The organism is Paenibacillus sophorae, from assembly GCF_018966525.1.
Taxonomy (GTDB): domain Bacteria; phylum Bacillota; class Bacilli; order Paenibacillales; family Paenibacillaceae; genus Paenibacillus_AQ; species Paenibacillus_AQ sophorae.
In genome coordinates, this window is sequence record NZ_CP076607.1 from 5743754 (window position 1) to 5767360 (window position 23607).

5 protein-coding genes are annotated in these 23607 nt (G+C 51.6%); all 5 read right to left on the minus strand.

Features of this window, described 5'->3' with window-relative positions:
* Positions 1 to 2: 2 nt before the first annotated feature.
* Genes KP014_RS27830 through KP014_RS27850 form a run of 5 tightly spaced genes read right to left on the minus strand, consistent with a single transcriptional unit; the run spans position 3 to position 22991 of the window.
* Entirely contained in the window at positions 3 to 10892 is a 10890-nt protein-coding gene (locus KP014_RS27830) for a non-ribosomal peptide synthetase (protein ID WP_216700434.1), read from the minus strand.
* A complete protein-coding gene (locus tag KP014_RS27835) occupies positions 10885 to 14643 on the minus strand; it encodes an ATP-binding cassette domain-containing protein (RefSeq protein WP_036588758.1) in 3759 nt (1252 codons plus the stop codon). Before KP014_RS27835 ends, KP014_RS27830 begins: the two co-directional genes overlap by 8 nt.
* Complete coding sequence (locus KP014_RS27840) at positions 14640 to 15362, minus strand: thioesterase II family protein (RefSeq protein WP_036588760.1); 723 nt, start codon at positions 15360 to 15362, stop codon at positions 14640 to 14642. Before KP014_RS27840 ends, KP014_RS27835 begins: the two co-directional genes overlap by 4 nt.
* Positions 15355 to 19950: a non-ribosomal peptide synthetase gene (locus tag KP014_RS27845; RefSeq protein WP_036588763.1), complete on the minus strand. Its 4596-nt coding sequence runs from the start codon at positions 19948 to 19950 to the stop codon at positions 15355 to 15357. The genes KP014_RS27840 and KP014_RS27845 overlap by 8 nt, the downstream gene beginning before the upstream one ends.
* Entirely contained in the window at positions 19950 to 22991 is a 3042-nt protein-coding gene (locus tag KP014_RS27850; RefSeq protein ID WP_036588766.1) for a type I polyketide synthase, read from the minus strand. The genes KP014_RS27845 and KP014_RS27850 overlap by 1 nt, the downstream gene beginning before the upstream one ends.
* Between the last annotated feature and the right edge of the window lie 616 nt (positions 22992 to 23607).

The window sequence follows — 23607 nt, forward strand, 5'->3', positions numbered from 1 at the left end:
CGCTATCCGCTCCTTCCATCGGTTAATTTATTCAAGAGGCCTCGCAGGTCTTGCGGTGAAAGCACGGGCTTTGCCTGGCGCCCTGCTTGAATCGATGCTTTCAATTCGGATAGTTTCCCGTCCGCATTTTTCACCCAGGCATCCAACAAGGAGGTGAGGTATTCCCCTAGCTTACGGATTTGTTCCCCATGGAAGAGGTCTTCATTGAACTCGAGATGTCCCACGAGTTCCCCTCGCACCTCTTCGAGATTTAAGAACAAGTCGAACTTGGATTCATCCAGCGGCATATGAACGGGAGTAATTTCAAGACCTTGCAGCGAGATCGTAGTCGGAGATGCGGTCTGCAAGATGAACATCGTTTGGAACAACGGATGGATTCCCGGCAGTCGTGGCGGGTTGACTTCATCCAGCACCACGTCAAACGGCACATCTCCATTGGAAAATCCGTTCAAGACAACCTTTTTCACGCGTTCCAAATACTCGGACAACTGAAGTTCCTCGGAAAGATCAATGCGGAGCGCCAGCGTGTTCACAAAGAAACCGATCAGCCCCTCCAACTCGGAACGGCTCCGATTAGCCACCGCCGTGCCAATGACGATGTCGTCCTCTCCCGAATACCGCTGTATGACGACCGCGTAGGCCGCCAACAACACCATATAGAGGGTACAGCTGTTCGCCTGAGCCAATTGTTTCAGCATCGTCAATTCGCTTTCCGCAATGCGAATCGGAACTTCTGCGCCCCGTCCGACGCCGGACGTGGAGCGTGTTTTGTCCGTCGGCAATTCCAGGACGCCTTTGTGGCCGCCCAAATGCTGCTTCCAATAAACCATCTGCTCGTTCAAGTACCCTGTTTCGAACAGATCGCGCTGCCAGATCGAATAATCTCCGTACTGCAGCACCGGTTGCTGAAACTGCGAAAAATCCCCTTCAGGCTCCCCGCTAAGTTTCCACAGCTCCCCGATCTCACGCACTAGCACGTTCAACGACCATCCGTCCGAGATAATGTGATGCATGTTGACAACCAACACGTGTTCTGATTGATGGCCTTCCTTCCGCATGAGAAGCACACGCAGCAACGGTCCATGCGTCAGATCAAATCCGACCCTCGCCTCTTCCTGAATCAATGTGCTCACTTCTTGCTCGGCAGGTATCTCAATGCAGTGGAACCCGATGCGCGGTTCCGCATTGACATGCTGATACGGAACCCCTTCCCGAACGCCAAACGTCGTCCGCAAGATCGCATGACGGCGTGCGATCTCGTTAAAGACAGCTTCCAGTCGAGCCGAATTAATCTCGCCGGTTAATTTGTAGGCTCCGACCATGTTGTAGTTGCTGGAACCGGGGTTAAGTTGATCCAGGAACCAAAGTCTTTGCTGTGCATAGGAAAGCGGAAATATGACTGTGTCCGGATCCGTCTTTTGAATCGGTAACAGACCAGGCGATAAATCGGAAGTTTGCACCTTCGAGCCGATCAAACGCGAAAGGGATTCCGTCAATGAGTGAGAAAAGACATCCCGAACAGAAATTCCCACGTTAAACGTCTCCTGAATGCGTAAAACTAAACGCATCACCAACAGTGAATGTCCGCCCAGTTCGAAGAAATCATGGTGGGTGCCGATGCCCTGCACGTTCAGCACTTGCTGGAAAATGTCCAACAGTTTGGCTTCAATCTCATTGGTTGGTGCGACGTATTTCACGCTTGCTTGCGCTGCTTTATCCGGCTCCGGTAAGGCGTTTCGATCGACCTTGCCGTTCGGCGTCAGCGGAAGCTTGTCCATCTGTACATAGTAGGGCGGGACCATATAGTCCGGAAGATACTCAGATAAGTAGGCTTTCAACTCTGCTCCCGGGAGCTCGCGGTCTGCGACGACATACGCGCAAAGGTAAAGGTCGTCTTCGTTCCCTTTGGCCGATACGATCGCTTCTTTGATGTTGTCGTGCTGCAACATTTGGGTTTCAATTTCGCTCAGTTCGATCCGGAAACCGCGAATTTTGACTTGGTGGTCGACACGGCCCAAAAATTCAAGGTTGCCATCGGGCAGCCACTTTCCAACATCGCCGGTACGGTACAACAACTGCGGCTCCTGCCCATCCACTTTCACCGAAACGAATCTATCCGCCGTCAGTTCCGGACGGTTAAAGTAGCCGGCCGATACACCGACACCTCCGATGTAGAACTCTCCCAGCGTTCCGAGCGGTACGGGCTGTCTATTCTTGTCCAACACATACACTTTGGCGTTGCGGATCGGTTTGCCGACCGGCACGGTCGCGAGGTGCTCGAATTCGCGACCGTCGATCTGGTAGGACGTAGCGACGTCGGTGCATTCGGCCGGCCCATAAGAGTTGATGATCCGCGCGTTGCAGGCGCCCGATCGGATCCACGGCGTCAAGAACGCAGGTTTTAACGGTTCCCCGCCGAGATACACGCAGCGCAATGTTTTTAAAGATTCAAACTTCGTATCGAAATCCACAAGTGGCTGGAACGCACTCGGTGTGCAGTTTACGAACGTGATGTTTTGCTGCTTGATGATACGAAACATCCGGTTGTAATCGTAAAGACCGGGAGTAAACAGGCATAATGTCCCGCCCTTTACCAAGCTGGCGTAGAGATTTTTTTGTGCCAAGTCAAAGCTGATCGGAGCGATTAACAAGATGTTATCCTGATCCGTGATCTCGTACTGGTCGCTGGTAAACCAATCGATGAGGTTGGCAAACGCGTTCGCCCGCACTTTGACCCCTTTAGGCTTTCCGGTTGAGCCTGACGTGTACAGCAGGTACATAATCCGTGCGGGATCGTACGTCAAGCCGAGGTTATCTCCGCTCCATTCGTTCTGTTCAAGCAGGTCCTCAATCGCGGTGAACTCGCTTCCCTCATGCGTGACTTCTACGTTCAATTGTCGTTGCGTAAGGACGAGGGTGATTTGCGAATCGTCCAAAAGATATCGAATGCGTTCCTGCGGATATTCCGCGTCGATCGGCACATAGGCGGCCCCCGCCTTTAAAATGCCGTAGAGTCCGACCATCATTTCAAGGGATCGTTGTGTCATCAGTCCGACAACGGTGTTTTCGCCGACCCCTTTTTGTCGCAGGTAATGCGCTACTTGATTGGCTTGACGGTTGAACTCGCGATAGGTCAGCACGTCGTTTTCAAAGAGGAGCGCCGGACGGTCCGGCGTTTTTTCAACCTGCTCCTCAAATTGTTCTATGACAGTCTTACAGTTCTGCGTGCTGACGGCCGTGTTGTTGAAATCCTCCAGAATCTGGCGGCGCTCGTCTGCCGAGAGCATATCGAGCTGCGCCAACTTGGTTTCCGCATTATCGGCCACCTGTTGCAAAATGTTGGTAAAATGTCCGGCCAGCCGCTCGACCGTTTCCTTTTTGAACAGCTTGGTGCAGTATCCCAAGGTGCAGGCGAGGCGGCCCTCCACCTCTTCTACGGTGATGGTCAGGTCGAACTTGGCCATCCCACTGTCGAACGGGTATGGCGTGAAGCTCAGCCCCTCGACTTCGAGTTGTCCGCGGTCGGTATTTTGCAGCACAAACAACGTGTCAAACAAGGGATTGCGGCTCATGTCCCGCGGGATATTCAACTGTTCGACCAATTGTTCAAACGGGTAGTTTTGGTGTTCATACGCTTTGAGAGCATTTTCTTTTACACGTTTCAAAAATTCGCGGAAGGTCAACTCACTGACAGGGAAGTTCCTCATTGCCAACGTGTTGACAAACATCCCGATCATACTTTGCAAATCGGCATGCGGTCGGCCAGCGATCGGCGAACCGATGACGATGTCTTCCTGGCCGGTGTATTTGGACAGCACGGTGTTGTACGCTGCCAACAGCACCATATAGAGCGTGGAGCCCGTTGCTTTTGCCAAAGCGTGCAATTTGCCGGTCAACTCGCGGCCAAGCTCAAACGTGAGGCTGCTTCCCTCGAAGTTTTGGACGGAAGGACGTGGAAAATCGGTCGGCATGTTAAGCACCGGAATTTCCCCGGCAAACGTGTCCAGCCAGTATCGTTCATCCGCTTGGAGCGCAGGGCTGGCAAACCGTTCATTTTGCCAAGCGGAAAAGTCTTTGTATTGAATCCGCAACGGCGAAAGGTAGTTTCCTTGGTACAACGTAACGAATTCTTGGATCAGGATGCCGATGGAAACCCCATCCGAGATGATGTGGTGCATGTCAAACAGCAACAGATGTCTGTCCGCCGCCAATTTGATCAGCTCAACCCGCAAGAGAGGCGCTTGGCTCAAGTCAAACGGCTGCACGAACTCGGCGATCAACGCCTGCGCCCGCTTTTCTTCCGCTTCCTTCACTTCGACGGCAAAGGGGACATTCGATTGAACTCGTTGCACAATCTCTTCGTCCGCCATTTCGAATGAGGTGCGCAGCGTCTCATGTCGCCGGATGAGTTGTTGGAAGGCTGCTTCCAAACGCTTCGGGTCCAGAGAGCCTTCGACCAGCATTGCTCCCGGCATGTTGTAGCTGGTGTTTACCTCTTGAATCTGATCCAGCATGTACAACCGCTTTTGGGAGGAGGAAGCAGGGTAAAACTCTTTTTCCTCTATCTGCTGAATTGCTTCGTAGATGCTGAGTTCCGCTTGCTGGATCCGCTTTGCCAACTCCTTGACGGTCGTGTTTTTAAAGACCTCGCTCAAAGGCAATTGCATTTCCAGTTCCTTGTGAATTTTAAATAGGAGAATGGTCGCCTTCAGTGAATGTCCGCCCAGTTCGAAGAAATCATGGTGGGTGCCGATGCCCTGCACGTTCAGCACTTGCTGGAAAATGTCCAACAGTTTGGCTTCGATCTCATTGGTTGGTGCGACGTATTTCACGCTTGCTTGCACTGCTTTATCCGGCTCCGGTAAGGCGTTTCGATCGACCTTGCCGTTCGGCGTCAGCGGAAGCTTGTCCATCTGTACATAGTAGGGCGGGACCATATAGTCCGGAAGATACTCAGATAAGTAAGCTTTCAACTCTGCTCCCGGGAGCTCGCGGTCTGCGACGACATACGCGCAAAGGTAAAGGTCGTCTTCGTTCCCTTTGGCCGATACGATCGCTTCTTTGATGTTGTCGTGCTGCAACATTTGGGTTTCAATTTCGCTCAGTTCGATCCGGAAACCGCGAATTTTGACTTGGTGGTCGACACGGCCCAAAAATTCAAGGTTGCCATCGGGCAGCCACTTTCCAACATCGCCGGTACGGTACAACAACTGCGGCTCCTGCCCATCCACTTTCACCGAAACGAATCTATCCGCCGTCAGTTCCGGACGGTTAAAGTAGCCGGCCGATACACCGACACCTCCGATGTAGAACTCTCCCAGCGTTCCGAGCGGTACGGGCTGTCTATTCTTGTCCAACACATACACTTTGGCGTTGCGGATCGGTTTGCCGACCGGCACGGTCGCGAGGTGCTCGAATTCGCGACCGTCGATCTGGTAGGACGTAGCGACGTCGGTGCATTCGGCCGGCCCATAAGAGTTGATGATCCGCGCGTTGCAGGCGCCCGATCGGATCCACGGCGTCAAGAACGCAGGTTTTAACGGTTCCCCGCCGAGATACACGCAGCGCAATGTTTTTAAAGATTCAAACTTCGTATCGAAATCCACAAGTGGCTGGAACGCACTCGGTGTGCAGTTTACGAACGTGATGTTTTGCTGCTTGATGATACGAAACATCCGGTTGTAATCGTAAAGACCGGGAGTAAACAGGCATAATGTCCCGCCCTTTACCAAGCTGGCGTAGAGATTTTTTTGTGCCAAGTCAAAGCTGATCGGAGCGATTAACAAGATGTTATCCTGATCCGTGATCTCGTACTGGTCGCTGGTAAACCAATCGATGAGGTTGGCAAACGCGTTCGCCCGCACTTTGACCCCTTTAGGCTTTCCGGTTGAGCCTGACGTGTACAGCAGGTACATAATCCGTGCGGGATCGTACGTCAAGCCGAGGTTATCTCCGCTCCATTCGTTCTGTTCAAGCAGGTCCTCAATCGCGGTGAACTCGCTTCCCTCATGCGTGACTTCTACGTTCAATTGTCGTTGCGTAAGGACGAGGGTGATTTGCGAATCGTCCAAAAGATATCGAATGCGTTCCTGCGGATATTCCGCGTCGATCGGCACATAGGCGGCCCCCGCCTTTAAAATGCCGTAGAGTCCGACCATCATTTCAAGGGATCGTTGTGTCATCAGTCCGACAACGGTGTTTTCGCCGACCCCTTTTTGTCGCAGGTAATGCGCTACTTGATTGGCTTGACGGTTGAACTCGCGATAGGTCAGCACGTCGTTTTCAAAGAGGAGCGCCGGACGGTCCGGCGTTTTTTCAACCTGCTCCTCAAATTGTTCTATGACAGTCTTACAGTTCTGCGTGCTGACGGCCGTGTTGTTGAAATCCTCCAGAATCTGGCGGCGCTCGTCTGCCGAGAGCATATCGAGCTGCGCCAACTTGGTTTCCGCATTATCGGCCACCTGTTGCAAAATGTTGGTAAAATGTCCGGCCAGCCGCTCGACCGTTTCCTTTTTGAACAGCTTGGTGCAGTATCCCAAGGTGCAGGCGAGGCGGCCCTCCACCTCTTCTACGGTGATGGTCAGGTCGAACTTGGCCATCCCACTGTCGAACGGGTATGGCGTGAAGCTCAGCCCCTCGACTTCGAGTTGTCCGCGGTCGGTATTTTGCAGCACAAACAACGTGTCAAACAAGGGATTGCGGCTCATGTCCCGCGGGATATTCAACTGTTCGACCAATTGTTCAAACGGGTAGTTTTGGTGTTCATACGCTTTGAGAGCATTTTCTTTTACACGTTTCAAAAATTCGCGGAAGGTCAACTCACTGACAGGGAAGTTCCTCATTGCCAACGTGTTGACAAACATCCCGATCATACTTTGCAAATCGGCATGCGGTCGGCCAGCGATCGGCGAACCGATGACGATGTCTTCCTGGCCGGTGTATTTGGACAGCACGGTGTTGTACGCTGCCAACAGCACCATATAGAGCGTGGAGCCCGTTGCTTTTGCCAAAGCGTGCAATTTGCCGGTCAACTCGCGGCCAAGCTCAAACGTGAGGCTGCTTCCCTCGAAGTTTTGGACGGAAGGACGTGGAAAATCGGTCGGCATGTTAAGCACCGGAATTTCCCCGGCAAACGTGTCCAGCCAGTATCGTTCATCCGCTTGGAGCGCAGGGCTGGCAAACCGTTCATTTTGCCAAGCGGAAAAGTCTTTGTATTGAATCCGCAACGGCGAAAGGTAGTTTCCTTGGTACAACGTAACGAATTCTTGGATCAGGATGCCGATGGAAACCCCATCCGAGATGATGTGGTGCATGTCAAACAGCAACAGATGTCTGTCCGTCGCCAATTTGATCAGCTCAACCCGCAAGAGAGGCGCTTGGCTCAAGTCAAACGGCTGCACGAACTCGGTGATAAATGCCTCCGCCTGCTCTTCTACCGCTTCCTTCACATCGATGGTAAAGAGGACGTTCGGACGAACTCGTTGCACAATCTCTTCGTCCGCCATTTCGAATGAGGTGCGCAGGGTCTCATGCCGCTGGATAAGTTGTCGAAACGCTTCTTCCAGCCTGTCCTTGTCTAGATCGCCTTCCACCAGCATGGCTCCCGGCATGTTGTAGCTCGCCCCGGCCCCTTCCAACTGTCCGAGTATGTATAGCCGTTTTTGAGCGGATGATGTCGGATAGTAGGCTTGTTCCGCGATCGGTTGGATGGCCGCATGGGTGTTTTGTTCGGTGTTTTGCACAAAGTGGGCGAGCTCTTTGATTTTCGGGTTCGCAAAGACTTCGCTTAAAGGCACTTCCACATGGAGTTCCTTGTGAATTTTGGAAATGAGGATCGTTGCTTTCAGTGAATGCCCGCCAAGCTCAAAGAAATCATGATGGATGCCGATATCCTCCACTTCGAGCACCTCTTGGAAGATCTTCACCAATTTTGCTTCAATCTCATGGGTCGGCGCTGCGTACTCCACGCCGGTGTATACACTCTTATCCGGTTCCGGCAACGCCTTTCTGTCTAGCTTGCCGTTTGGAGACAGTGGCAGTTGATCCAGATACACGAAAAAAGAAGGAATCATATATCCCGGGAGTTGTTTGGACAAGTAGTCTCGGAGTTCCGTAACGGTCAGTTCCCAGTCTGCCACTATATAGGCGCACAGATATTTGTTGCCAGCCTCGCCGCGATCTGCGACTACCGCTTCCTTGATACTGTCATGGTTTTGCAACTGGGCTTCAATCTCACCCAACTCGATCCTGAAGCCGCGAATTTTCACTTGGAAGTCAGACCGTCCCAAATACTCAATCGCGCCGTTTTCCAGATAGCGCGCAATGTCGCCCGTCTTGTAGATGCGGTGTCCGAGTTCTTCTGCAAAGAGATCTGGAATAAAACGATCGGCCGTCAGATCCGGGCGTTTCCAATAACCGCGCGCCAGTTGGCAGCCGCCGATATACAGATCGCCAGTCACGCCGATTGGCACCGGATTGAGCATCTCGTCTAGAATATACATCTGCGTATTCGCGATCGGATAACCAATCGGAACAGAGCGTAAAGAGTCCGACGGCTCGCATTTCCACCACGTTACATCCACAGCAGCTTCCGTCGGGCCGTACAAATTGTGCAGTTCGCAATCAGGGAAAGCTTCAAAAAATTCTTTGGCCAGAGTGACCGGCAATGCCTCTCCGCTGCAAATCACGCGTCGTAGTGATGCACACTCGCGACTCCGCGGGTTTGCAAGAAAGATTTGCAACATCGAAGGGACAAAGTGTATCGTTGTGATCGACTCTTCCTTGATCAGATCAATCAGGTAATCCGGGTCTTTGTGTCCTTCCGGCTTGGCAACCACTAGTTGCGCGCCGACCAGAAACGGCCACAGAAACTCCCACACTGACACGTCAAACGAATATGGTGTCTTTTGCAACACACGGTCTTTACTGCTCAACTGCAATGCTTCCTGCATCCAAAGGATGCGATTTCGAATGCCTCCGTGCGTGTTCACGACTCCTTTGGGACGGCTGGTTGAACCGGACGTGTAGATCATATAAGCCGCATTGTCCGCCGCGAGCGGAACGGCTGCAGCAGGCGCTTCCGGCAAGTCGCCATCGTCGAGTACGATCGCTTTGTTGGCAACGCCTAGCTTTTCCAGCAGGGGGAGCAGCGACTTTTGTGTCAGTATCACGTTGGGATTTACTTCCGTGACCATCCATTCGATGCGTTCTTGCGGCAACTCCGGGTCGATCGGCACATAAAAGCCGCCGGTTCGCATAACGGCATGAAGGGAAGCGACCATCTCTACTGATCGGTACATCACGATGGCCACCGGGGACTCAGTCTGCACACCGCGAGCTGCAAGGATACCGGCAATCCGATCGATCCGGTCGTCCAGTTCCTGATACGTCAGCTTTTTCCCCGAAAAGTGTAGCGCCGTTTGCTGCGGAGTTTCCTGCGCTTGCGTTCGTAACCAGTCATGCACCCAACCGGTTTCCGGATATGCCCGTTCCGTTTGGTTCCATTGCTTCAGGAGCAGGAACCGTTCTTCCTGACACAAATAGTCAAGCGACCCGATGGCGTTTTCCGGTTCCCGAATGGCCGAAGTCAGCAGGTTGATGAAATGGCTGACGAATCGTTCCGCCGTGGTCGTGAAAAACAGATCTCGGTTATAGGTCAAAGTACCATATAGTTTGTCCCGCCCCTCCGAAATAAAGAGCTGGAGATCACGTTCCAACCAGCGCTTTTCAAATTCGATCGATTCAAACACCAGCTCCCCCAGATCGAGTTGAGCGCCGTTCCACCCTTGAATAAATGGTGCGATATCCTCAATCATACGTGGACGGTCATAGACGAACTCAACATCGTAAAGCGGTGATCGGCTTCTGTCGCGCTGACTTGTTACTTTTTGCACAAGGGCGGGAAATGGGAAATCTTGTTTGCGGAGATGCTTCCCGGCGCTCTGGTTGACATCGGTCACGAGGTCTACGAAGGACATCTTTGGCGTTACGAGCTGGCGATTGACCAGCATGTTGACAAAAAATCCGAATGTTTCACGAAATTTCCCGCGCGTTCGACCAGCATAGGGAGAACCCACGACGATGTCCGATTGCCCTGAATACTTGTGTAGCAACGCCATATACGCAGCTAGCAATACCGGGTAGAGGGTCACGCCTCGCTCTTTTGCGAAGGCGCGAAGGCTCGCTTCCAGTGTCATCGGTAGCTCAAATCGGATGGTGGCGGCGCGGTGGGTTTTGATGCCTGGACGCGTCGCATCTTCCGGCAGCTGAAGAATCGGAATCTCTTGTCCCAGCACCGATTGCCAATAGTTGAGTAGCTCTTCCCCACGGTCACCATGCACAATCAAGGACTGGTATTCGACAAACTCAGCGTAGTTGTTCACCCGGTCTTCCCGCTTCTCTTCCCCGATAGCTTCGTTCCCAAAGATTTGACTCAGTTCTTGGATAAACCCGGTCATCGACCAAAGGTCAACGGAAATATGGTGGAACCCTAGGAAGAACACCATCTCACCGTTTGCACAATGGTACAACTTTGCTTTCATCAGCACGCCGGATGTTAGGTCATACGGCTCGTCGGCTACCTCGGCGATTTTCGCCAGCAGCGTGGGCTCGTCCAGCGAAGTCGCATCGATTTCTTCGAATGGCAACTCAACCTCGTGGACGACCTCTTGGAAAAGCTCTCCCTCTCGCTCGAAAAATCTCGTGTGGAGGGAGTCATATTTTTGAAACAGACGGTTCAAAGCTTGGCGTAGTCGATCCGGATCTTTTCCTGAAACGACTCGCGCTGCAAAGCTGAGGTGGTTAAAAGGTGCTTCCTGATTTCCCTGATGTTGGAACCAAAGCGCTTTTTGTCCATAAGAAAGTGGCGTTGATACAAGCACCTGATCATTCATAAGTATCACCGTTTTCTAAAGTAGTGTTTTCAAGCCTGCCTTCAGAGAGACAGATGATTTGGTCGCACCCAAGAACCGTCGAAGTTCTGTGAGCAATGATTAAGACGGTAATGCCGTCAATCGCCGCTTTCAGCTGGCTTTGAATCCGCGCTTCCGTTTGCACGTCAACATTGGAAGTCGCTTCGTCCATGATGATAATCTTTGGATTTTTCAAGAGCGCCCGCGCAAAGCATAAGAGCTGTCGCTGGCCTTGGCTCAAATTTCCGCCGCTGTCGGAAACCACCGTATCAAAACCGTCAGGCAGCAGCGTCATGAAATCACCCATGCCGACTTGTTTCACAACTTCCATCAGTCGCTCATCCGTGTGCTGGCCGGTCGGGTCCAGGTTCATGCGAATCGTCCCGTTCAACAGGAAGGGCTCCTGCGGCACTACCGCAACCAGCTTGCGAAGTGTCTTCAATGGCAAGGCGCGGATCGGCACACCGTCGATCAGGATGTCACCGCTTGAAACTTCCGCCATGCCTACTAACGATTGGAGAATCGTACTCTTGCCTGACCCCGTTCTTCCAATTATGCCGACTTGCGACCCTGGAGCGATGGAGAAACTGACATTTTTGAGGACATCGGGCAAGTTTTCTGCATAACGCACGGACGTTGAGACGAACTCGATCGAAGCACCTTTACGCTTAAGACACGACTCCCCATCTTTTTCATTTGTCACCGCAAAATGATCGCTGTGCGCCAGCTGATCTTCGGAGCCGCGTTTGTGAAATAATGTTTCTTCATTCGGCAATTCCGCCAAATGCACCAAACGCTCCACGGAGGTCAAATTCCCTTCCACCATCGCAAACGTTCTCGCACTCCAATTAAGCAGCGTCCAAAAACTGATCAGATAGGTAAGGATTACGCCGGCCAGACCGGTCGAAATCCAGCCGTAACGAGCCGCCAAGAAAATCGAAGCAGCCGAAATCAAGGAGATGGCACCGCTTAATATTGGAACGCGAACGCTAAACCAGCGGTCTGTCAGTTCATGCGCGCGTGATGCGCGTTGAAACGCATTATGCCGACCTTCAAACCGTTCCGTAAAATAGGCGGATTGACTCATGGTACGGATCGTCAGTAACCCGTCGAACGTTTCGCGCAGATGGCTGAAGAGTGGAGATTGCGTAACTTGGACAAGCCGCTTGATCTCGCGCGATGCGATACTGAATTTTTTTTGTAGGCGGTAATAGAACCAAAGAATAGGAACAATTCCCAAGATCATCCAAGGACCCACAAGGATAAACAGGATTATGTTCACCAAGCCCTGGAATGTAAAACGCACCATATTTTCAAACATCCAGCGCAAATCATTTTCGATCACAAACACGTCTCGAGAAAAGCGATTCATCAAGACGCCGGACATCGTCGAATCGAAAAACCGGATCGGCGCTCTAACAACCCCGTCCAGACCTTCATTGTGTAGAATTCCGGCTGCAACGGCCGTTTGGCGGTTCCATAGGGCTCGCTGTGTGTAAATGGCCACCAACGCTAGCGCGCCAAGCCCTGCGTAGATCAGCATGCTCAGTCCGGGATTGTCGGCGATCGTTCGCAACAGCGACCCTTTTTCAAATGCCTGCGGGTCGGACCAGGCCACAAACCAAAGATTTTGGAAGAGTGGAATTAAGACAGCTAGAACGACAGTCAGCGCCAGAGCGGTAAATATGTATAGACGTTTCGGATTATTTTTTTCTCCAGCCATCGCTTGCAAAAAGTCGCCGTAGATCTTACGACCCACACTGCCGGAGCGTCTGTCCTCATCCTCCGTAATGCGCAGCGTGTTGTTCGTATCGCTTTCCGAAGACCGGTTCTCTTTGACCGCTTCGCTCTTCTCCGAAGCAGGCGTTAAGGAGCTGTCGATCGAATCTTCCGAATAAAAATCTTTAAAATCGGCGCGGGTCAGCAATTCCTCTAGCGTTCCTTGTGCCACAATTTGTCCTTCCTGTAAGAAAACAATCTTGTCAAAGCGATGCAGGAAGCGCAATCGGTGGGTCGCCACGATGCGTGTGATCGACTTCCACTCGGAGAAGAGCAATCGTTCGACGATTTGTTCTTCCGTCCTCGCGTCCAGCGCGGAAAACGGATCATCCAACAGGGCAAGACCCGGTTGGGCCACGACCGACCTTGCCAAGCTGACGCGCTGCTTTTGCCCGCCGGAGAGGCCGATTCCGCGTTCGCCGATCTCCATTGCGAGCCCGCCCGCCAATTGGCGAACATCCGCTTCCATCGCTGTCACTTCGATCGCTCGCTTCAACAGTTCTTCAGAACCTGCTTCCTCAAGGCCCATCAGCAGGTTCTCCTTTAAAGTTGCGTTGAAAATGAACGCCTCTTGCGGCACATACGCGATGCGCGGCGATTGCAAAGAACTCACGCCTTCCCAGCGAATCACGCCGGACAAACGCTCGTCTTCTTCCAAAAGACTGCGAAGCAACACGCTTTTTCCGGACCCAACTGAGCCGACGATCGCCACCGCTTCGCCCGTCTTGACGGTGAGATCGATTCCGCTCAAGATCAGTTTTTCTTGGTCGGCTACAGAAAAAGACACCTGTTCCAGCGAAACCCCGACCGCAGCGCCCGGCTCAGACAGAGGCTTCAACCCGCTCGGGTTCTTATCCGCCTTGAGAAAATTCAAGACGCGTTGTCCGGCTGCTTTGACTCCGGAGAACGTATTCAGAATCTCCGGCATCTGCGCAAACGGCACTTCAAGCAGCATCAAAAGTCCAAGCGACGGGAAGAGCACGGTCGGATCAAGCGGCTGCCCTAAAAGCAAACGTGTCCCAAAAGCAGCCAAACAAATGAGAGTAGTTGTACTTCCGAACAAGACGATCGACAGCGCCGCTTTGGAGCCCCAGTTGATCTGTTGCTGCACTTCCTGATCCCGCACGTCACGAATTTTCGTGTTCAACAATCCGGCTAGATCGTAAAGTTTCACGGTGCGAATGCCGGAAAGCAATTGTGTAATCAGGTTGAGGCGTAACTCCCTCAAATGTGCGCGATTGTTGTCAAAGTTGATGAAGTGTTTTGTAATCTGTTGTGCGATCGGTTGAAAAATTAACAGCGTCGCCACTGCTGCGAATGTCCCGAGTCCCAAGTAATTCAGGAGCAAGACGATAACCCCGATAAAAAGAATCACCACGTAAAACGTGTCATTGACCAAATACCCAAGTTTGGAGATGGTCTGCACATCATTCCCTACGGTATTGATCACATCGCCGGAACGATATTTCGAACGAACCGTCGCCTTTAACTCCAGCATTTGCTGGTAGATCAACGAATCGAGCAACCGTTGATGCGCCTGAAAGGCCACAAAGTCCCAATAAAAACACAGGTTGGTGACGATCCCGCTAAAGATAGTAGCAATGGCGAACAAGAAAGAGTACACTACTCCGTTCGAGATACCCGATTGTTGGGTCTCGTCGCCAACGATGACGGTGAGGATCAGCTTGATGAGCACCGGGATGCTCAGAGCAAAAATGACCCTAAAGAGAGTGAAAAACATCCCCCATAACGACGATTTTCGATTCACTCGAACAATTGATAGAATAAATTTCCCAGCGGAATCGAAGGAAAGACTGTTACCGGTGTCTTTGAGGGTGTTTGTGGGGAGCGGCTCCAAGTCGTCAACCTGCAGCATGCGGTCACAACTGAGCTTGATAACAGGATTCACTTCCGTATAGAAAATCCTTCTGAACCATGCTTGTAAAATGTTCATGTTGCCTTCACAATCCGCTCAGGGAGCATGACCGAATTCACATATGCCCCAATTTCTTTGTAGTGTTGCTCAATGAAAAAGTGTCCCCCTTCAAAAAACAGGTACTCACATTTATGAGACGTAAATGCTTGCCAGCCGATGATTTCTTGAGGATACAAATCATCAGCTTTGCCGTTTAAGACGGTGAACGCTATGTCAAGCGGCTGTTGTGGCAGCCGGAATGAATAGGTCGATAGCATTCGATAATCGGCACGGATGATCGGCAAAAACATCTCCAGCAAGTTCCGGTCAGCAAAAATCTCCTCCGCCGTTCCACCAAGCAGGCGTAATTCTTCAATAAATTCAGCTTCAGAAAGCAGATGCATCTGCTTTATTGGACGAGCGGATTGAGGCGACCGGCGCCCCGATAGGAACAGATGCTTTGGTACCGAATGGCCTTCTTCAATCAGTTTTCGTGTCGCCTCAAAAGCAATGCTTGCACCCATGCTGTGCCCAAAGAGCGCATATGGCATGTCTATCCTATGGCGTACAATCTGTTCATACACGTCTTCCAGACACTCATCGAATGTTTCGCAATGAGGTTCGTATAAGCGGATGCCTCGTCCGGCTAGCTCGAGAGGTACCCATTCAATCATCGGATGAATTGAAGGTTTCCACTTCATATACATGCTGGTCGAACCGCCAGCATACGGCAGGCAAAACACTTTCATATTATGCATGTGGCCTCCTCCAAATCGAAAGTTTTTCGGAGGGATGGTTTGCGATAAATTCAAGTCCCGAGAGAATTTGCTCTAAGATCCGATCAGCCGTTGCAGCAAAAAACAATCGTCTTCGATATTCCAGAACCAGCATCAGGCTGGACTCTCCTCGATACGCTTCGAGGCGCAGGTCAAAACGCATCATGATGTCATCATCATCTCGGATCTCTCGAACGCTGAAACCGACCTTATTAAAATCGAACGAGTTATTCTCAACCCAAACCATCGTGGTGTCGAAGTAGCCATCGGACCATCCTCCGTCTTGCTCCGCCTGTTCTTCGTACATTTGAATGGCCGGATAATCACGCTTCGTATACGCTTGCCGCGAATTTTGTTGTGTCTGCGCCAAGAGCTCGGCAACCGTACACTCCGCAGCCACCTGTTGTGGTATCGGGATGGTATCAAACAGGAGACCCACAATTTGATCAAATCCCGGTTTATCACGGTCTGTAACGAGCGAAAGTAGGAAGAATTCATCCTGTCCAAATTGCTTAGACAGGGCGAGCGTAAAGGCAGCTTGGCAAATGTTGTATTCGCTCACGCCGTATGTTTTAGAGAGGGCGACGATTTTCGAAAGCAGGCTCTCCTCCAGATGTAGCGTGAGGCGCTTCCCTGTTTCCGGCCTTACCTCTGCCAAACAGCTCGCTTCCGGACTCCGCAAGCGTTTCGCCCCTTGTGCGAACTCGCTCTCCCATTCCGTCTTCTGAGCAAGAGCAGCCGCACTTTCCGCCCGTGCCAAACGGTGCCGGATGTATTCCGGGTAGTGCATGCCGACCGGTTCCAACGGCTGTCCGAGATAGAGACTGACAAACTCTCGTAAGATCAACTCTTTCGAAGTGAAATCCGCAGAGATCGTGTGGTTGTCAAAGAAGATGTAGTGTCGGCGCGGGTTCACTGTCAGCACTTGCATTCTGAACATCGGCTCTTGATCGAGAGCAAATGGACGAACGAATTGACGCCAATTCTCCGCAACCTCCTCATCGTTCGTGTAACCGCTATGGAACTCAATAGCTGCCGACGGGTTGCTCATGAAAATTAAACCTTCCGATTCATCCAAGATTACGTTTGCTTTCATTATCCAGTGACGATCGCAGACGGCCTGGAACGCAGCTTCGGCACGTTCTGTATCCAACTCTCCTTCCACGACTGAGCGATACGGCATGTTAAACACGACAGATAACGGCATTTGGCTGTTTTGGCGATAGATCCGCTGATGCTCGGACAGAGCCGGCACATGCATCCCGATCTCTGCGGCTACACTCTCGATACGCCAAACGCTGCTTTCTCGGGCTTGTTGATACAGTTTAGTGAATTCTTCCAACACAGAACCTGCGAAAATCGCGGTGAACGGCAGTTCCACATCGGTCTCCGTTTTGATCTTTGAGACCAATCGCATTGCTTTCAAGGAAGTCCCGCCGAGTTTAAAGAACTCATGCTGCAAACCGATGCTCGACTCCTCCAGATCAAGGACGTCCGCCCATAGTTTCGCGAGCAGGCGCTGGTCGTCCGTTTGTGGAGCAACAAACTCGATTTGGTTAGATGTATTCCTTTCGGGTACCGGGAGCGCTTTTCGATTGACTTTGCCGTTGAGGAGTAAAGGCAACACGTCCAAGTTCATCCAGTAGGCCGGCACCATGTGGCCAGGCAGGACAGACTGGATTGCAAGCTGCAACTCCGCCAATTCGATGCCCGGTTTCAACACCACATACGCACAGAGCTGCTTACCTTGCGACCTCCCCCATTGGCCAGCCACGACTACCGTTTCCCGCACCATCTCCGTGGTCAAGAGCGCGTGTTCGATCTCGCTCAATTCGATGCGCATGCCGTTGATCTTGACCTGATGATCTCTGCGCCCTAAGAATTCCAGAGTGCCATCCGCGAGTTCACGTACGAGATCACCTGTTTTATACATGCGTTTTCCCGGTTCCTCTGCGAACATGTCAGGCAAAAAGGCAGCTGCCGTCTTCACGGGGTCTCCCAGATATCCGCGGCCAACCCCTATCCCACCGACATACAACTCGCCGACAACGCCTCTGGGAACTTGATTCAACTGCTCATTAAGTACATAGAGCCGCATCCCCCGGATCGTTCCGCTAATTGGAATCGCAGAACGTTTCAGTGAAGCAACGTTCGGCACGAAATGATGGGTCACGTCATCCGAGCATTCTGTTGGGCCGTATGCGTTGATGATTGGGATGTCCGGGTAGAATCGGAACCATCGACGACAAAGCTCAGAGAGCAACTGTTCACCATTTAACATCATCCAGCGCAACGGCAATGTGCCTGTGGCGCCGCGTGACTCTTCGATCTCATCAAGCAACACGATCAGATGGCTCGGCACTGTTTCAAACACCGTGACGTCATGCGCGCGAATCTCCTCGAGTAGCGGCTTCGGCTGCCATGCTGTGACGCCTTTGAAAATAATGGTAGTTCCGCCAGCCACGAGTGCCGTGAGAAATTGCCAAACGGAAACGTCAAAACTCTGCGTCGCTGTTTCAGCTACTCTATCAAAGCTAGTGAGATTCAGATCGGTGACTTTCGCACGCAGATGATTAAGCATCCCTTGATGCTCTACCATCGCGCCTTTCGGTTTCCCAGTCGAACCTGAGGTAAAGATAACGTAGGCGAGGTTGGCCGGTACAACCGATATCCCAGGGTTTTCCGCCGAATGGCCGCTTTCCAGCAAATCTTCAATCAGAACAATTTGCACATTTTCACCGGCAATCGCACGGGCAACCTCTACGTATTGAGCTTCCGTGACGATCAAGCGGCTTTTGCTTTCCTCCAGGATCGTGCGAATCCGTTCATCCGGAAGGGCAGGGTCCACCGGCACGTAAGCTAGGGCTGACTTAAACACGCCAATCATTGAAGCGAGGAATTCAAGTTCGCGATCCAACCACAGCGTGACCAGTGCTTCTTCGGGCAGCCCTTGTTCGAGCAGGCCGTTAGCTACGCGATTCGCCCAAGCGTTCAGTTCGGAATAGGTGAGCGTACGATCCTCACAGATGGCCGCCATTGCATGCGGTGTTTGTCGCACCTGTTCTTCAAACACTTTAGTAAAGATAAGATCCTCTTCGGCCACCACTGGACCGTGATGTTTTGCTAGCGCCTTCGCTCGTTCCGTTTCATCCAAAAGCTGAATTGCGGCGATTTCCCGATCCGGATCTTCAATCAGCTGGCGAGTGATGAATTGAAAGTGCTGCACCATCTGTTGGATGGTTTCCGCTTTGAACAAGGAGGAGTTGTACTCCAAGCGGAACTGCATTTCGTTGTTCTCTTCCGTCATGTACAATTCAAGATCAAAGTTAGCCACTTCTCGCTCGAACGAGTAGGCACTGATCTTCAGATCTTGGAACTGCGACGCGGTTTTCTTCATATTGATCATTGAGAACATGACGTCAAAAAGCGGATTGCGGTTGATGTTTCTGGTGACGCCCGTTTTTTCGACTAACGTCTCAAACGGATAATCTTGTGAATCAATCGCCGAATGGACCGTTTCACGCAATTCCTTTATGTATGTTACGAATTTCTTCGAAGCCTCGGGCTGGCTGCGAAGGGCAATCGTGTTGACGAACAGCCCTACGAGTTCTTGCAACTTCGGGTGGCGTCGCCCGGCGATCGGAGAGCCGACCACGATATCGTTTTGTCCCGAATATTTAGCAAGCAAGATGGAGAGCACCCCGAGAAATAGTGTATAATCGGTCACGCTACATTGCTTGGCCAGACGTTTGAGTGATTCCGTGTCTTGCCGAGAAAAAGCAAATTCATGATGAGCTCCCACAGGGGCTAGAATGTCCGGGCGCGGAAAGTCGGTAGGCAAATCCAGAATGGGCACGTCCGATGCAAACATGTTTAGCCAAAACTTCTCTTGCTTTTTCACCGCTTCCGATGCAAACCATTGCTCTTGCCAAACGGCATAATCCCGGTATCGCAATTGCAGAGGCGGAAGTACCACCTCATTGTAGAACGCCATCAAATCACGCAAGATGACTTGTAGAGAGGTGCCATCTGCTATGATGTGGTGGACATCAAGAAGCAGAAGATGGCGGTCAGTGCCTACTTCCGCCAGCGCAATGCGGGCCAGCGACGGCTTAGCAAGATCGAAGGGACGACTGAAGCGTTTCATCAGTTCCTGGATTTCCTTTTCCTCGACCTCCACATACTGTATCGGAATCGAAACGTCCAGATCCGTAAATTGAACGATCTCTTGATCGACCATGCGAACCCCGGTCCTGAGGCACTCATGGCGTTCGACCAGTTGATTCACCGCCGTTTGAAAACGCTGAGTGTCAACCTCCCCTTCAATGTACATGGCGAGCGGAAGGTTGTAGGCGACCGATTGTGAGTCCATCTGGTGCAAAAGGAACATTCTTTTTTGTGCAAAGGAAGCCGGATAGTACGGGCGGTCCGCTATCCTTGCGATTTCATAGTCGCCTCGATTTACGCCCGTCGCTTGTTTTGCGACAGGCTCTCCGGACTGCTTTGGGGCAGTCTGGTTCATGAGTTTTTTTAAAAGTTGAGATTTCGCCGTGTCACTCGTAGTTTTCATTACTCATTCACTCCGATCAAGAGAGTCGCTAGCGTTTGTTGTACCTCTTCCGCCTCTTCTTCCGTCAATGTATCGAGCTTATCCAAAACTTGGGATGCCAAGCTTCCGATCGTTGGGGATTCAAAGAGGTTACTCACCGACACTTCCACTTTGAAAATCGACTTAATGCGTCCGAGCAGTTGAATGCCCATGAGGGAGTTGCCTCCAAGCTCGAAAAAATCGTCTTCCCGACCGATTGGACTGACCTGGAAGAGATCTTGCCAGATCTCGGCAATAATCATCTCCAGTTCGTTTTCCGGTTCGACATAATCATTTTTGATATTGCGTCGCTCTTGGTACGCTTTCGGTTTGGCAACGGGCGCCTGTTCCGCATGACGCACCGGCATCGAAGCGCCCGCGTTCAGGCTGTATGTCTGCCGATCGAACGAGTAAAGCGGGAGATCTACTTTGACTCGGGTCTCTTCGTTATAAAGGGAGGACCAGTCCATCTGAAGGCCGGCCGACCACAAGGTACCGAGGGCTCCCATTAGGCGGGCGGCATCTCCCTGCTTCTCGCGAACAGACGGCAAGACAGGTACCGCCGAAGCGTTCTTTAGGGTTTGCCGAGCCAACGAGGTCAGTACTTGTCCAGGTCCGACCTCGACAAAATGCGTGAAGCCTTCGCCTTCCAAAAACTCGATCATCGAAGCGAACCGCACAGCTTCTCGCAGGTGTAGGGCCCAATACTGCGAGGAGCAGGCTTGCTCTTGCGTGATCCACGTTCCCGTCACATTGGACAGAAACGGTTTCGCAGGCGGTGTAAGGCGAATACCGCGAACCAATTCGGTAAACGACGCCAAAATTGGTTCCATCATCGCGGAGTGAAACGCGTGCGACGTATGGAGCATCGTCGAGCTGATGCCTTCAGCTTCAAGCGAAGCCTTGAACGCTTCTACCGCAGTAGTCGGTCCGGAAACCACACAGCTGCTTTTACTGTTGATCGCAGCGATATCAAGGTCCAGATGCTGGTTCAATCGCGGCAATAAATCGTGTTCCGCCAAAGCAACTGACAGCATCGACCCTCTCGGTAATCCTTGCATCAAACGCCCACGATGCGTCACCAGTGCCAGCGCGTCTTGCAATGACATAACGCCGGCCAGTGTCGCCGCCACGTATTCTCCGATGCTATGCCCAAGCATCGCGGCCGGTTCCATCCCCCAGGACAGCAGCAGCCGGGCCAAGGAATACTCTACAACGAAGAGGGCCGGTTGCGCGATGGCAGTGTTCCTCAATTCTGCCGCCGCTTTCTCCTCTTCTTCAGGCTCTGCGAAAATCAAACGTTTGATGTCTTGTCCCTCCAAGTGCGGACGCAGCATATCACAGCACGCATCAAACTCGCGCCTGAAAGTCGGTTCGGAAGCGTAGATCTCGCGTGCCATTCCCACATGTTGAGAGCCTTGTCCGCTGAACATCCAAACCATCTGCGACGCCTGATCGGCCGCCTCAAGGCGCTGGGATCCGTCGGCTAGTTGCGCGATCGCTTCCTCGACAGTACGGCCTACAACCGCTCGACGATATTCGAATTCCCGGCGGCCCGTTTGCAAGGTAAATGCAACGTCAGCCAGATCGGTATCTTTGTTCGTTTCCAAAAACTTTTGAAGCTCTAAAGCGTAGCGCAAGACTGAATCTTTTGTCTTGGCCGAGATCATCAAAGTATGCGCGCGACGCTGCGATGGTGTGCTTTTGACAGGAGTCGGCGCTTCCGATAGCACCATATGGACGTTGGTGCCTCCGATCCCAAAGGAGCTAATCCCGGCAAAACGCGTGTCTTGGCCGATTTTCCACGGAGCGATTCGCGTATTAACGAAAAAGGGGCTGTGCTCAAAGTCGATATTCGGATTCGGCGTTGAATAATGAAGACTCGCCGGGATGCACTCGTTTTTAAGCGACAACGCCACTTTGATCAAGCCGGCAATGCCGGCAGCCGAATTTAAATGCCCCAAGTTGCTTTTCAACGAACCGATCGCGCAATAACCGACACGATCCGTATGCTGCCGAAATGCTTTGGTCAAAGCAGTGATCTCGATTGGATCACCGAGCGGCGTCCCCGTGCCGTGCGCCTCTACATAAGAAATCTCGCTCGGATCGACACCCGCTATGTACAACGCTTCGCTGATCACGGCCGCCTGCTTGTCGACGCTAGGAGCCGTATAGCCGATCTTTTCCGATCCGTCATTGTTGATCGCACTACCGCGAATCACCGAATAGATGCGGTCATTGTCTTCGATCGCGTCTTCCAAGCGCTTCAACAAAACGACGCCAACGCCGGTACCTTCGACCGTCCCTTCGGCTTTCGCATCAAACGGGCGGCAATGTCCGTCTGATGAGAGCACCATGCCTTTCTGATAGACGTAGCCTCTCTTGTGTGGAAAACTGACCGACGCACCGCCGGCGAGCGCCATGTCGCATTCGCCGTTCAGCAAACTTTGACAAGCCATATGCACAGCCACCAGGGAACTGGAGCAAGCCGTCTGTACGGAAATGCTAGGGCCGGACAAATTCAGCTTAAACGACACGCGCGTAGCAATATAATCTTTGTCGTTGCCAAGCATCAGTTGATACGAATCATTTTCTCGCAGCAGGCGGGGATTTTGGGTGAGATTATGCAACAGATACGTGCTCATCCCTCCGGCCCCGAATACGCCAATCGCTCTCGATTCCGTATCCAGATTCATCCCCGCATCCTCGATCGCACTCCAGCAGCATTCGAGAAAGAGACGGTGTTGCGGATCGACCATCGTCGCTTCGGCCGGGGAGATTCCGAAAAAGCCGGCATCAAAAGCTTCTGGATCATCAATGATGCCTTTTGCCCGGACGTAGTTGGGATGTCCTAGAAGTTCCGGGTCTTCTCCGTCAGCCAACAATTCCTCGTCAGTAAGTCGGGTGATGCATTCCGTTTCCGTAATAAGCCGTTGCCAGAATTCCTGTGTGTTTCGCGCCTTTGGAAAATATCCGGATAGTCCAACAATTGCAATCGAATTCTCATGATTTTCCTGACTCATTAGTACCTCCGCTCCCAGTGAATTTTGAGGATCATTATTGAGCTGAATATTCTGGTGATTTTCATAATTGGCGCCCCGGACTCTTCGCTGTAATTCAATGATTTAAACTTTGGTTTTTGTAACGCTGACATTGGAAAATTCCTATTACCCAGAAGATATACCTGTTAAAAAGATATTTTCTGCAATTATGGGGCATTGCTAAAAAGTCAATCGGCTATTGCAATTTTTAAGTAATTTTATTACAATTATGTAATAAACTACAATTTGAAATGATTTGCATAAGTTATTTTCATACTATCATCTCAAATAATACCAAAGAAACATTAACATAAATTCATAATACTGTAAACGAACTTCCTCAACCACGGCCTAATAAAATATCATTTCGTATCCTTTTATGTAAATCTAACTATTATTTAAAGCGCATCTGAGTTTATATTTCTGTCTCTCGTTCCATACCCGATGCGTTCCAGAAGCTTGATTTTTGTATTCGGACCTTAGGTGAAAGCGTTTGTATAGGGAAACAGAAATAGGTAAGGGTTTCGTTACGCCAATAGCCAATATGATTAGAATTAGCTTAGGGAACTCAGTTGCGGCTTTTCAAGACTCTTGTGCC